The following is a 13,008-nucleotide window of genomic DNA, read 5'->3' as shown; positions in this document are numbered from 1 at the left end:
AACAGTGAGTACCACTCTCAATAAACCTTTGTCCGTTGCGTTGCGTGAGGCGACTGCGCGTGCGCATGAGCATGCGGAGAATTCGGCATTCATGCAGCGCCTGTTGTCAGGGGAGCTCGACAAGTCAGCCGTGGCTGATTTGGCCGGCCAATTGTGGTTTGTATATGGAGCTCTCGAGAACGCCGTTCGCAGCGTGGCGACTACTCCCATTGCCGGTGCGGTAGCGGATCCACGGCTGGAACGTCGTCAAGCTCTGGAGGTAGATCTAAAGGTGCTCGTCGGCGAAACCTGGCGTGAGGAGATTCGCATTCTTCCAGCGACGAGGACTTATAGCGCGCGCTTAGAAGAAATTGTGGGCAAGCCAGTAGAAGTGGTAGCCCATCACTACGTGCGCTATCTCGGTGATATTTCCGGTGGGCAGGTGATTGCAGCGCGTTTGGGAGCCCATTACGGAGTTCCTCCTGAGGCACTGAACTTCTATGACTTCACTTCGATTGGAAAAATCCCGCCTTATCGTACGGGATACCGCGAGCGCGTGGATAGCCTGGAGCTAAACGTTGAACAGCGTGAAGCTATGCTCTCGGAGGCAGAGCGGGCTTTCAACTTTAATTCGGGTATCTTCGCTGAATTAGGGCGCCTTCATTAGTCGGTGGAACATTAGCCTGCATTAGCCTGCGTAGCCGGTAGCCCCTTTAGCTAGTTTCAGAAGCTGCGCCATTGGGCTCCCGCGCGCCGGGCTCAACATGACACAACCCACGGAATCCGTGAAGGAAACCGTGGGTTGTTTCTTTGTACTGAGTGCTAAAAGAAGAGGTCAGAAACCCAAAAATCCTTTAGCAGTCGTAGTACATCTCAAATTCCTGCGGCGTTGGGCGCAGGCGGACCGGCGCAATCTCGTTCTCGCGCTTGTAGTTGATGTAGGTCTCGATGAGGTCCTCGGAGAAGACATCACCCTCGGTGAGGAACTCGTTGTCCTCCTCAAGCGCTGCGATGGAGGCCTCCAGGGAGGTCGGCGCCTGCGGGATGGACGCAGCTTCTGCCGGCGGCAGCTCGTAGAGGTCCTTGTCCACCGGAGCGTGCGGCTCAATGCGGTTCTTGATGCCGTCGAGGCCTGCCATCATCATGGCAGCGAAGCCGAAGTAGGGGTTGCCCGACGGATCCGGCGCGCGGAACTCAATGCGCTTGGCCTTCGGGTTAGAACCGGTAATCGGGATACGGATAGCAGCCGAGCGGTTGCGCTGCGAGTACACCAGGTTAATCGGTGCCTCAAAGCCCGGAACCAGACGGTGGTAGGAGTTCAGAGTGGGGTTAGTGAACGCCAGCACAGCCGGTGCGTGGGTCAAGATGCCGCCGATGTAGTAGCGAGCCATATCAGACAGACCGGCGTAGCCAGCCTCATCGTGGAAGAGCGGCTTGCCGTCCTGCCACAGGGACATGTGGGCGTGCATACCGGAACCATTATCGCCGGCCAGCGGCTTCGGCATGAAGGTTACGGACTTACCGAACTGTTCAGCGGTGTTCTTGATGATGTACTTGAAGGTCTGAATATCATCAGCCGCGTGCAGCAGGGATTTGAAGCGGTAGTTGATCTCGTTCTGGCCGCTACCCACCTCGTGGTGGAAGCGCTCGATAACAAAGCCTGCCTTCTGCAGCTGCTCCACCATGGCATCGCGGACCTCGCCGTGCTTGTCGACGGGTGCCGTAGGGAAGTAGCCGCCCTTCACACGGGTCTTAAAGCCGGTGTTCGGAGTGCCGTCGAAGTTGGTCTCAGAACCGCGGTTCCACCATCCCTCATCGGTATCAACCTCGTAGAAGCCATTATGTACGTCGGTGCCGTAGCGAACCGAGTCGAAGATGTAGAACTCAGCCTCGGCGCCGAAGTTACAGGTATCCGCGATGCCGGTGGAGGCGAGGTACTCCTCAGCCTTGCGCGCGATGTTGCGCGGGTCGCGGCTGAAAGGCTCCAGGGTGAACGGGTCGTGGACGAAGAACTTGATGTTCAGGGTCTTCGCGGTGCGGAAAGGATCCACGAAGGCGGTCTTCGGATCCGGCAGCAGCGTCATATCGGACTCATCGATGGTGGTGAATCCGCGGATGGAAGAGCCGTCGAAGGCGAGGCCCTCGGCAGCTGCGTCCTCAGTAAATTCCTCGGCCGGAATAGAGAAGTGGTGCTCAGTGCCGGGGACGTCCGTAAACCGGATGTCAACGAACTTGACGTCCTCTTCCTTGATGAATGTGATGACGTCCTGGATTGTCTCAAAGGACACGGTGGTCTCCTGTTGGTTGACGTGTAGTACTCCCGACTAGTTTACAGGTATTGGCTGCTTCACTGGGGTGCCTGGGGCACCTAGATGTAAATTTTCTGCTTCGCGGAGCCGACGGCTAGATTGGTGAACATGGCAGATAACAACGACGGCTTTGAGCACGGGCAGTGGCCTGGGCAAACAATGGGCTTGCCCAAGGAGGGGCCAGGTGCCCTGGCTTCTGTAATGCGGCGCACTCTTGGCGTGCTCATTGACTGGATCTTGGCGATGATCATTGCCAATCTTCTTGAGCTCTTTACGGATTCGCTCGGCGGCCCAGCCTTCTTGGGTTATGCAGTGTGGGTAGTCATGGGCATCGTGTGCGGATGGCTCTTCGCTCGCACCCCGGGAATGGCCATGCTGGGTATGGGCGTGGCCCGCCTCGACGTGCCGGGTACCTCTGTCGGTTTGTGGCGGGCCGCGGTCCGCACGCTGCTGACTGCTGTGCTCTTCCCCGCAGCGATGGTCGATGCCGACGGCCGCGGCCTCCACGACCGCGCCACCGGCACCGCCGTCATCATGGCCTAAAGCTTGTTCAGCGCCAGCCGGTCGTATCCACTACAAGCTGCGCGCGGGGTATGGGGTCAGATGGCTTTCAGCGAACGGTATCTGGCAAATGGCACCTGGTAAAAGGCGTCTGGCAAAAGGCATCTGTTGTATGGCGTTTTTAGGATTAAAAACGCCATTTAGGCTGTACAAATGGCGTTTTCAGGGCTAAAGACGCCGTTTGGGAGATGCCAAGTAGAAGGTGCTTGCTGAGCAGAAGATTCTGCTGTGGCCAATGCAGGGAACAAGGCCCAGGGACGTCCTTAAAGCCAATGAAAAAAAAAGGGGTCCCTTCCGAGAATCTCGGAAGGGACCCCTTTAGCATGGAGCGGGGATGCTTACTTGCCGCCCTTGCGCTCCTGCATGCGGCGCATGCGGCGGTTCATGCCCGCCATGTTCTGAGCCTGGCGGGGCATCGGGCCCTTCGGCAGACCCGGAGTAGTACCCGGCAGATCATCCATGGCCTCGATGCGGCGAATGTTCTCGTAGGTCTCGTTTTTATTGTAGTTGCGCGGCAGCTTCATGATGTGAGTGCGCAGCTTGGACACCGGCACCTCATCCTCACCGCTGCCCACGAAGACCTCGTAGACCGGCACGCCGCCAGCTAGGCGGTCAACGCGCTTCTTCAAACGGTTGAGAGTAGGGGCGACGCGCTTGCGGTCACCTTCGACGACGAAGATGACGCCCGAGTTACCAATCACGCGGTGCACCAGATCCTGCTGGCGGGTCGCCGCCACGCCCGGCTTGACCTTCCACACCACGCCCACGGTGTTGCGCAGCTGTTGCTCCAAAGCCCAGCCGGCGACACCAGGCTGGTCCTCCACCTTCTTGTACATGTCGCGCTCGAGGCGGCGAGTGAACAGGAACATAGCGAGCATTGCGCCAAGGCCCAAGCCGATGATGAGCATGAACCACTGGCCGTTGAAGAGCAGGCCGATAAGGAAGAAGAGCAAGCCCACACCCAAGAATGCAGCCAGCATGATGGGGATGAGAGCCTTGTCCTGCTTGCGCTGCATGTTGAACGCTTGCCACATCTGTGACCAGTTCTGCTTGCGCTGGGCGCGCTTGGCTGCCCGCTCTTGCTTCTTCGCTTCCTTGAGCGATGCCTTGTCGTCGTTAGCCATGGCTCCTACTTTAGAGGTCAGAGGGTGAAAAAGAGAATCGAACTAGCGAATGGTGGACGCCGCCGAGTTCCGGTTCGCTGCACCGGCTGGGGTCTTGACCATGCGGGTCGTCACTGGGGTCTCCTCGGAGGGGCCGTACTTCTCCAGCAGAGTGGAAGCTTCTTGGGCGGTAGCGCCCTGGGAAGTCTCCGCCAGGTGCTTCAGGTTCTCCGGAAGCTCGAGACCGCGTGCCTCCATGGCTTGCACGTAGAGGCGGCCAGCACGGTAGGAGGAGCGGACCAGCGGGCCAGACATGACGCCGCCGAAGCCGAGCTCCTTGGCCAGCTTGGAGTGCTCCACGAACTCCTCTGGACGCACCCAGCGCTCGATCGGGTGGAAGCGCGGACCAGGGCGCAGGTACTGGGTAATCGTGATGATGTCGCAGCCTGCCGAGCGCAGGTCGCGCAGTGCTTCCTCGATCTCCTCTGCGGTTTCGCCCATGCCCAGGATGAGGTTGGACTTGGTGATCAAGCCAAAGTCGTGGGCCTGGCGGATGACGTCGAGTGAACGCTCATAGCGGAAGGCCGGGCGGATGCGCTTGAAGATGCGCGGCACGGTTTCCAGGTTGTGAGCGAAGACCTCGGGGCGGGCCTCAAAGACCTCCTGGAGCAGGTCAGGCTTACCTGAGAAGTCCGGGGTGAGGTTCTCCACGCCCGTGTGCGGGTTGAGCTCATGAATCTTGCGCACCACCTCGGCGTAGAGCCAGGCGCCCTCGTCAGGCAGATCATCGCGGGTAACACCCGTAATGGTGGTGTAGTTGAGATCCATTTCTTGGATGCTCTCTGCCACACGACGCGGCTCGTCGCGGTCCAATTCCGCCGGCTTGCCAGTAGCGATATCGCAGAAATCACAGCGGCGAGTGCACTTGTCGCCGCCGATGAGGAAGGTAGCCTCACGCGATTCCCAGCATTCATGAATATTGGGGCAGCCAGCCTCCTGACACACGGTGTGCAGGGAAGCACCAGACACGCGAGATTTCATGTCCTCATACCCAGGGCCGGTGCGAACCTGGTTGCGGATCCAACGCGGCTTCTGTTCGATGGGAGACTCCGCATTCTTCTTCTCAATGCGGAGCATCTTGCGTCCTTCAGGCTTAACAGTCACGAAACCTCACTTTAGGTGTTGAACTAGCTCTTTCTAATACAAGCCCTGCGGGTGGTTGCTTTATTCCACCGAGGGTAGCCGCTATTTTTCTTGCGCGGCTTTGCGGGCCTTCTCGTTGGCCACTTTGATGGGATCAGGGGCCGAGGCAAAGGTGTGGTCGGCCACGGTGAGTTCGCCGGAGAGGGCTTTGAGGAGGGCGTCGAGAAGCGGCGCTTCTGCCTCCTCCATAGACACCGGGCGGCCCAGCTCAAGCGACAGCGTGGATACATCCGCATCATCGATGCCACAGGCCACGATGTGCTCGTAGTACTCCAAGGTGTTGGTGCAGTTGAGCGCTAGGCCGTGCATGGTCACGCCGCGGGTCACACGAATACCCAACGCACCGAGCTTACGGTCGCGCTTCGGGGCGGCTGGGTCGGCAGCCTGGGTGGTGGAAGGAACCCATACGCCAGAGCGACCATCGATGCGCCCAGCGGTGCTCACACCGAGTTCGCGGACGGCTTGGATGATGGCCTCCTCAAGGCGGCGGACGTAATCGACAACGTCTACCGGCTCGGCCAGCTTGATAATGGGGTAGACCACCAACTGGCCCTCGCCGTGCCAGGTGATGCGCCCGCCACGGTCTACATCAATGACCGGTAGGCCATTATCAGGCATATCCTCCGGCTGCGTGCGCTTGCCGGCGGTGTAGACGTTGGGGTGCTCCACCACGAGGATGACATCACCCTGCGTACCCGCCGCCCGCGCCGCCGCGAGCTCGGCCTGCAGATCCCAGGCCTCTTGGTAGCCCATGCGGCCCAAGCGGCGGATCTCCAGTGGCTTATCGGACGCGCGGATGGAGCGATCAGCGGGAAAGAAAGGTTCGCGGGGAGCAGTCATGAACCCAATCCTAAACCCCGCGAAGATTCAGCCAGAAAGGGGCTGAGTGTGCGCTGCTCAAGCGTTGTTTTAATCGACGCCGTTGGCGGAGGCGTACTCGTCGGCGGTCATCAGCTCGCCGGCCTCGGTGACCTCGACCTCGAAGAGCCAGCCCTCACCGAAGGGATCGTTGTTGATGACTGCGTAGTCATCGTGCACGCCCTCATTGACGGCGGTCACGGTGCCGGTGACCGGGGAGTAGAGGTCAGACACGGACTTGGTGGACTCGACCTCGCCGCAGGTCTCGCCGTGCTCGACGGTATCGCCCACGGCAGGCAGCTCAGCGAAGACGACCTCCCCCAGGCGGTCGGTGGCCACGGAGGTGATGCCGATACGGACGGTAGAACCAACGACGGAGTCAGCGGTGGCGTTAATCCACTCGTGGTCCTCGGAGTAGGAGAAATCGGAAGGAAGATTAGCCATGAGAAGGGGTGTCCTTTCGGTAGTTGACTTCAGTAGTGGAGTTTACTTATCGCGCTTGTAGAAGGGCAGCGCGGAGACTTCGAAGGGGTAGCGCTTGCCGCGGATGTCCACCTCGACGGCCGCACCCGGCTCGAGTCCAGCGGCGGTATCGATGAGCGCGAGTGCTACCGGGTGCCCCAGGGTGGGGGAGGGCTGGCCAGATGTCACCGTGCCCACCTTGTTCTCACCCACGTAGACCTCGGAGCCGGCACGGGCGGCGCGGCGCTGGGAGGAGACAAGTCCGGTGATAACGGCCTGCGGGCCCTCCTCAGCGCGCTGGCGCAGCACCTCAGCGCCCACGAAATCCTGCTCCTTCTTGGCAAAGGCACGGGACATTCCGGCCTCCACTGGGGTGACATCGCGGGTGAGCTCGTTGCCGTAGAGCGGCATGCCAGCCTCCAAGCGCAGGGAGTCGCGCGCTGCCAAGCCGCAGGGCTTGATGCCGTATTCCTCGCCGGCCTTGAGCAGCTCTTCCCACAGCTCCGGGGCATCGGAGTTGTAGACGATGAGCTCGAAACCATCCTCGCCGGTGTAGCCGGTGCGGCAGATGAAGGCATACTTACGGGCCACCTTGCCGGTCATCGCGGCGTAGTAGGGCAGGTCCATCACGGCCTGCTGCTTGGTGTCCTCCACCAACGGGACGAGGATCTCCAGCGCCTTCGGCCCCTGGACAGCAATCATCGCCACGTCGCGGGACTCGTTTTTTAAGTCCACGTCGAAGCCCTCTGCGCGCTGGTTAAGCGCCTCCCACACGGTGTCGGCGTTGCCGGCATTGGGCACGACGAGGAACTTGGTTTCCTCCAAACGGTAGGTGATGAGGTCATCGATGATGCCGCCATCCTCAGCACAGATCATGGAGTACTTTGCCTTGCCCTCCTTGAGGGTGGCGAGGTTGGAGATGAAGCAGTAGGAGAGGAAATCGGCGGCGTCCGGGCCGTTGACCCAGATTTCACCCATGTGGGAGAGGTCGAAGAGACCAGCGGCATTACGCACCGCGCGGTGCTCCTCAAGCTCGTTGTCATACTTCAGCGGCATCTCCCACGGCCCGAAGGGCGTGAAGGTAGCGCCGAGCTTCTCGTGCTCGGCATGCAACGGGGAGTGCAGGTAGTCAGTCATTGATTAAACCTCCTGGTTGTCGTCGGAGTAGTCAAAAGCCTCTGGCGGCGGGCAGGTGCACACCAGGTTGCGGTCACCGTAAGCCTCGTCGATGCGGCGTACCGGCGGGAAGTACTTATTAGCGCGCAGGGAGGTCACCGGGTAGGCAGCCTGCTGGCGGCTAAAGGCATAGTTCCACTCGTCGGCAGCGACGGATTCGGCGTTGAACGGCGCGTGGTGGATGACGGAGTCCTCGTAGGCCACCTTGCCGTCGATGATCTCCTGGATTTCGGCGCGGATGGAACGCATGGCTTCGATGAAGCGGTCCAGCTCACCTAGGTCCTCGGACTCGGTCGGCTCCACCATGAGGGTGCCGGCCACCGGGAAGGACAGGGTCGGCGCGTGGAAGCCGTAGTCCACGAGGCGCTTGGCCACATCAGCGGCGGTGACGCCGGAGGCGTCGGTCAGCTCGCGCAGGTCAAAGATGCATTCATGCGCCACCAGGCCGGCATTACCCGTGTAGAGAACGGGGAAGGAATCCTTCAGGCTCTGCGCTAGGTAGTTCGCGCCGAGGATGGCATGGCTCGTGGCCTCCGTGAGTCCTTGCGAGCCCACCATGGCCAGATAAGACCAGGAAATCGGCAGCACGCCGGCCGAGCCGTAGCGCGATGCGGTGGACGGCACGCCGGTGCCTTCTGCGGCCGGCTGTGTGGGGTCCAGCTGGGGATCGTTGGCATCCGTCGGCAGGAAAGGTACCAAGTGCTTGGCGACGCCCACCGGGCCCACGCCCGGGCCACCTCCGCCGTGCGGGATGGTGAAAGTCTTGTGCAGGTTGAGGTGGGAGACATCGCCACCGAAAGCACCCGGACGGGCCCAACCGGCCAGCGCGTTCATGTTCGCGCCGTCGATGTAGACCTGGCCGCCTGCCGCGTGGACCTTGTCGCAGACCTCGCGCACTTCCGGGTCGAAGACGCCGTGGGTGGAGGGGTAGGTAATCATGATGCCGGCGACGTGCTCACCGTGCTGCTCGAGCTTGGCATCGAGATCAGCAACATCAATGGAGCCATCGTCAGCGGTCTTGACCACTACAACGCGCAGGTTGGCCAACGTCGCCGACGCGGCGTTGGTGCCGTGTGCCGAGGCCGGGATGAGGATGACATCGCGGCCGTGGTCGCCGTTGGCCACGTGGTAGCGGCGGATGGCCAACAGGCCTGCCAGCTCGCCTTGGGAACCAGCATTGGGCTGGATGGAAACCTGTGCGTAGCCGGTGATTTCGGCGAGCCAGGACTCGAGCTCGTCGATCAGCGCGCGCCAGCCAGCGGTGGTTTCCTCCGGGGCATAGGGGTGAATGCCCGCGAACTCCGGCCAAGAGATGGGTTCCATGGCGGAGGTGGGGTTGAGCTTCATCGTGCACGAGCCCAGCGGGATCATCGTGCGGTCGAGTGCTAAGTCCTTATCCGCCAGGGTGCGCAGGTAGCGCAGCATCTGGGTCTCGGAGTGGATGGAGTTGAAGATCTCGTGCTGCAGCGGCTCCTCGGAGCGCTGGACGGAGGACGGAATCTCGAAAGAGGCGGCGGTCGCCGCAGCGGAGTCCGCGGCGTCGAAGGCAGCGGCCAAGGTGTTGACGTCCTCAAGGGTGGCGGACTCGCCGAAGGAAACAGAAACATTATCCGCTCCGATGACGCGCACCAGGTAGCCCTGTTCCTGCAGCTGGGTCTTGATAGCGGCGGCATCCACGCCGGTGACGGTGACGGTGTCGAAGAAGTCGCGGGAGACAATCTCCTTGCCTGCGCCGGTGACTGCCGCGGCGAAAGCAGAAGCGCGGTCATGCACGCGCTGGGCAATTTCCTTCAGCCCCTTCGGGCCATGGTAGACCGCGTACATGGAGGCCACGTTGGCCAGGAGGGCCTGGGCAGTACAGATATTGGAGGTGGCGCGCTCGCGGCGGATGTGCTGCTCGCGGGTCTGCAGCGCCAGGCGGTAAGCGGGGCGGCCGGCAGCGTCCTTGGACACGCCCACGATGCGGCCCGGCAGCTGGCGCTTGAGCTTATCCGTGACGGACATGAAGGCTGCGTGCGGGCCGCCGAAGAAGAGTGGGACACCGAAGCGCTGCGAGGAGCCGAGGACAACATCTGCCCCCATCGACCCCGGGGCTTCCAGAAGGAGCAGCGACAGCGGGTCAGCCACGACGGCAGCTAGGGCGCCGCGGGTGTGCAGCTCCTCGATGGCGGCGCGAGGGTCGACGATATCGCCCTCGGTTCCCGTGTAGGCCAGAACTGCACCGACGAGGTCTTCGCCGACGATGCCATCGCGGACATCAGCAATCTCGACCTCCAGCTCGATGGCCCGGGCGCGCTCGGCGGCCACGGCCAGCACCTGCGGGTGCAAGCGCGAATCCAACAGCACGCGGCGGCCCTTCTTGACCGCGCGGGCCATCAGGCCGACGGCTTCGGCGGTGGCAGAGGCTTCGTCGAGAAGCGAGGCGTTGGCGATAGGAAGGCCGGTCAGGGACTCAATCATGGTCTGGAAGTTCAGCAGGGCTTCGAGACGACCCTGCGAAATCTCCGGCTGGTAGGGCGTGTAGGCGGTGTACCAGCCGGCATCCTCCAGCAGGCCGCGGCGAATGACCGCCGGGGTGAGGGTATCGGAGTAGCCCTGGCCATAGAAGGACTTCAGCACGACGTTCTGGGAGGCGTACTCGCGTAGCTTCGCCTGCGCATCATCTTCGCTCAAAGCCTCCGGGAGGTTGAGCGCCTCGGTGGCGCGGATGGAGGTCGGTAGGGCAGCATCGACAAGCGCGTCCACGCTGTCGTAGCCCACTGCCTTGAGCATCGTCTCACGCTCGGCTGCATCCGGGCCGAGGTGACGAGAGATGAAATCCATATGGTGAATCTCCTTCGTGGCGTTAGTTTGTGTGACCTAAACTGCCCCAAGTATAAGGCGTATGCCATGACATTAACCCCGGTTACCCCTGATTCGGAGATGCAGCGGCACGGCAGTCAGCGCCGCGACCGCGAGTCCAATGATGAAGGCGGTGGAATAGCCTGTGATAGGGCCCAAAAGGGAGAGGATGAAGGGGGCAAAGAAGCCTAGATAAGTTAGCGAATAAAACACCCCCGTTGCTGCCCCGAGCTCCGCTGGGTCGGCGATGGCTTGGGTTTCTGCGAGCCCGCTGAGCATGCCAATTCCATAGGAGCTACCCATGATAATGGCTGCGAGAGGCAGGAGGAATACTGCCCAGCCGTGGTGTGCTGACACGACGACGATGAGACACAGCACCATGCCTAGTGCGGCCAGCACCATGCCGTGGAAGGCGTTAACCCGGATACGTCCCGCCAGCTGTTGGATGACCACGCCGCTGCCCATGGTGAGCAGCGCACACAATCCGGCGATGAGAATGGGGTGGCGCAGATGCTCACTGAGCTGTGCGGGCAGGAACACGAAAGCGGTGGTGGCGGAGCCGAAGACCCACGGCGCGTAGGCCACGACGGGTAGGTAGCTAGGAGTAATCAGGCTTGTCGGTATGAAGGCGCGCCGCTGCGTCTGCGGTGTTCTGGTTCGCTTTTCGGGCACCGTCCACACGAGTGGGACCACGACGAGGGCAAGTGCGATGTGTAATAGATAAGGCAGGACGGTGGGCCAGGGAAGGAATTCCGCGGCGATGCCAGCGACTCCAGGCGCGGAGGCGAAGCCGGCCGACAGAGCGACGGATGAACGCTTGGCGCCCACGCTGAGGTGGGTGCTGAGCTCCTTGATCCACGCAGCGCCGGAAGACATGGCCAGTCCCACCGCAGCCCCGGCACACAGGCGGCCAATCAACAAGGGGAGGAAGGCGCCGCCTGCGCCAGCGAGGAAGACCAGTGAGCCAGCAGTGGTGGTGAGGACGGCTGGGCGCATGACGGCGCGGCGCCCCAGCGAATCCGAAAGCGGGCCGCCAATGAAGAGAGCCACCATGATGCCGAGGGCATAAATGCCAAAGAGGAAGGTCGTCTGCAGAACTCCCAGATCCGTGGTGACTTGGTAGACCACGACCATAGGGGCGAAAAGATTGGCGCCGCACGCGACGAGGAACATGCCTAAAGCGACGCGGAACCACTTCTGAGAAACCATGCGCCACAGTCTAGTGTGCTGAGTCACAGTTAGGCATGGAAATGGAGCAGCGGGGCTCGGAAGGCGCCTATCTGCCAAAGTTATTGAACTCGCCGCAGCATCTGCGGCAACTTTCGTCAGGTAGGCGGGGTGCTGGCATGAGAGCGCTTGTCGCTGGGCCGCCCTGGGCCGCTGTGCGGCGTTGGAGGAGAGAAGCAGCGCGCACAACGACGAAGCTCCCCCGCCGCAGTGGCGGGGGAGCAGCCTCTTAAGAGTTGGAGCCTTGTAAAGACTTAGAGGTCAAGGTCGGCTTCGAAATCAGCGGTCTCGAGGCGGTCCTTGATGGTGGTGATGAAGCGACCAGCGTCGGCACCGTCGACCACCTGGTGGTCGTAGGTGAACGGCAGGTAGCACATCTGGCGGATAGCAATCGCGTCCTGGCCGTCCTCGGTGACGACGACCGCGCGCTTGGTAATAGCGGCGGTGCCCAGGATGCCGGCCTGCGGCGGAACCAGAATCGGGGTATCCAGCAGGGCGCCCTCGGAGCCGATGTTGGTCACGGTGAAGGTTGCACCGGTCAGATCGTTCGGCTTGAGCTTGTTGTTGCGTGCCTTGTCAGCCAGCTCGGCGATCTTCTGGGCAATCTCCGGCAGCGTCAGCTCCTGAGCCTTGTGGATGACCGGGGTCAGCAGGCCGCGCGGAGTATCTACGGCGATGGCCACGTTGACGTCAGCGTGGTAGGTCATCTCCTTGGTCTCCGGGTTGTAGGACGCGTTGACGTTCGGGTGGGAGACCAGAGCCTCGACGGTTGCCTTCACGATGAACGGCAGGAAGGAGAGGTTGGCCTCGTACTTGTCAATGAACGCCTGCTTGGACTGCTTGCGCATATCCCAGATGGCGGTCATATCGACTTCCTGGACGTGGGTCAGCTGAGCGGAGATCTGGAGGGCCTCAACCATCTTGGACGCCGTGATCTCGCGGATACGGTTGACCTTCTGGGTGGTGCCGATGAGCTCCTGCTTCTCCGGATCCACGGACTTGGTGGACCAGCGAGCACGCGGGTTGCTGGAGGAAGCGCTAGCGGAGGAAGCCGGTGCCTCGCCCTCGCCAGCAGCGGCCAGGACGTCCTGCTTGCGGATGCGGCCGCCGACGCCAGTGCCGGAGACGGTGGACAGGTCAACGCCGTGCTTCTCAGCCAGCTTGCGCACCAGCGGGGTCACGTACGGGACGTTATCGCCGTTGTTGACCTTGGTGGAAGTCTCAGAAGTCTTCGGCTCGGAGGACTGGGAAGCAGCAGGCTTCTTCTCCTCAGCCTTGGGCTCTTCCTT

At 61.8% G+C, this 13,008-nt stretch carries 11 protein-coding genes; 2 read left to right on the top strand and 9 right to left on the bottom strand.

Features of this window, described 5'->3' with window-relative positions:
- The first annotated feature begins 4 nt into the window (after positions 1-4).
- The gene (locus tag HMPREF2896_RS10835; protein WP_070719507.1) at positions 5-646 is read left to right on the top strand and encodes a biliverdin-producing heme oxygenase; all 642 of its coding nucleotides are present in this window, start codon (positions 5-7) and stop codon (positions 644-646) included.
- 187 nt (positions 647-833) lie between these two features.
- Here HMPREF2896_RS10835 and glnA read toward each other — a convergent pair whose 3' ends face one another.
- Positions 834-2,267, bottom strand: coding sequence for a type I glutamate--ammonia ligase (gene glnA, locus HMPREF2896_RS10830; RefSeq protein ID WP_070719506.1), 1,434 nt, complete (start codon positions 2,265-2,267; stop codon positions 834-836).
- A gap of 129 nt (positions 2,268-2,396) precedes the next feature.
- Between glnA and HMPREF2896_RS10825 the strand changes: the two genes are divergently transcribed.
- The gene (locus HMPREF2896_RS10825) at positions 2,397-2,831 is read left to right on the top strand and encodes an RDD family protein (protein WP_070447409.1); all 435 of its coding nucleotides are present in this window, start codon (positions 2,397-2,399) and stop codon (positions 2,829-2,831) included.
- 356 nt (positions 2,832-3,187) lie between these two features.
- On the opposite strand, the gene HMPREF2896_RS10820 is transcribed toward HMPREF2896_RS10825, so the two are convergent.
- The 8 genes from HMPREF2896_RS10820 to sucB form a co-directional block, all read right to left on the bottom strand.
- A complete protein-coding gene (locus tag HMPREF2896_RS10820; protein ID WP_070643921.1) occupies positions 3,188-3,973 on the bottom strand; it encodes a DUF4191 domain-containing protein in 786 nt (261 codons plus the stop codon).
- Between the two features lie 42 nt (positions 3,974-4,015).
- Positions 4,016-5,089, bottom strand: a complete 1,074-nt coding sequence (gene lipA / locus HMPREF2896_RS10815) for a lipoyl synthase (protein WP_070447403.1) — start codon at positions 5,087-5,089, stop codon at positions 4,016-4,018.
- Between the two features lie 108 nt (positions 5,090-5,197).
- On the bottom strand, positions 5,198-5,995 hold the full coding sequence (lipB, locus tag HMPREF2896_RS10810; RefSeq protein WP_070719505.1) for a lipoyl(octanoyl) transferase LipB: 798 nt from the start codon (positions 5,993-5,995) through the stop codon (positions 5,198-5,200).
- A gap of 69 nt (positions 5,996-6,064) precedes the next feature.
- Complete coding sequence (gcvH, locus tag HMPREF2896_RS10805; RefSeq protein ID WP_010190598.1) at positions 6,065-6,457, bottom strand: glycine cleavage system protein GcvH; 393 nt, start codon at positions 6,455-6,457, stop codon at positions 6,065-6,067.
- Between the two features lie 42 nt (positions 6,458-6,499).
- Entirely contained in the window at positions 6,500-7,612 is a 1,113-nt protein-coding gene (gcvT, locus tag HMPREF2896_RS10800; protein ID WP_070719504.1) for a glycine cleavage system aminomethyltransferase GcvT, read from the bottom strand.
- Positions 7,613-7,615: 3 nt separating this feature from the next.
- On the bottom strand, positions 7,616-10,474 hold the full coding sequence (gcvP, locus tag HMPREF2896_RS10795; RefSeq protein ID WP_070719503.1) for an aminomethyl-transferring glycine dehydrogenase: 2,859 nt from the start codon (positions 10,472-10,474) through the stop codon (positions 7,616-7,618).
- Positions 10,475-10,546: 72 nt separating this feature from the next.
- The gene (locus HMPREF2896_RS10790; protein WP_070711478.1) at positions 10,547-11,701 is read right to left on the bottom strand and encodes an MFS transporter; all 1,155 of its coding nucleotides are present in this window, start codon (positions 11,699-11,701) and stop codon (positions 10,547-10,549) included.
- A gap of 272 nt (positions 11,702-11,973) precedes the next feature.
- Positions 11,974-13,008 (bottom strand): 2-oxoglutarate dehydrogenase, E2 component, dihydrolipoamide succinyltransferase (gene sucB / locus HMPREF2896_RS10785; RefSeq protein WP_141754785.1); only part of this gene is annotated, 1,035 nt, incomplete at its 5' end.

It is taken from the genome of Corynebacterium sp. HMSC069E04 (genome assembly GCF_001813175.1).
GTDB lineage: Bacteria > Actinomycetota > Actinomycetes > Mycobacteriales > Mycobacteriaceae > Corynebacterium > Corynebacterium aurimucosum.
Note: the sequence above shows the minus strand (reverse complement) of the source record. Positions and strands in the feature narration are given on the sequence as shown.

Excerpts from the sequence above, each read along its gene's own strand:
- gcvT (WP_070719504.1), bottom strand. The coding sequence starts at position 7,612 with ATGACTGACTACCTGCACTCCCCGTTGCATGCCGAGCACGAGAAGCTC.
- gcvH (WP_010190598.1), bottom strand. The coding sequence starts at position 6,457 with ATGGCTAATCTTCCTTCCGATTTCTCCTACTCCGAGGACCACGAGTGG.
- lipB (WP_070719505.1), bottom strand. The coding sequence starts at position 5,995 with ATGACTGCTCCCCGCGAACCTTTCTTTCCCGCTGATCGCTCCATCCGC.
- gcvP (WP_070719503.1), bottom strand. The coding sequence starts at position 10,474 with ATGGATTTCATCTCTCGTCACCTCGGCCCGGATGCAGCCGAGCGTGAG.
- HMPREF2896_RS10820 (WP_070643921.1), bottom strand. The coding sequence starts at position 3,973 with ATGGCTAACGACGACAAGGCATCGCTCAAGGAAGCGAAGAAGCAAGAG.
- HMPREF2896_RS10790 (WP_070711478.1), bottom strand. The coding sequence starts at position 11,701 with ATGGTTTCTCAGAAGTGGTTCCGCGTCGCTTTAGGCATGTTCCTCGTC.
- lipA (WP_070447403.1), bottom strand. The coding sequence starts at position 5,089 with ATGCTCCGCATTGAGAAGAAGAATGCGGAGTCTCCCATCGAACAGAAG.
- HMPREF2896_RS10825 (WP_070447409.1), top strand. The coding sequence starts at position 2,397 with ATGGCAGATAACAACGACGGCTTTGAGCACGGGCAGTGGCCTGGGCAA.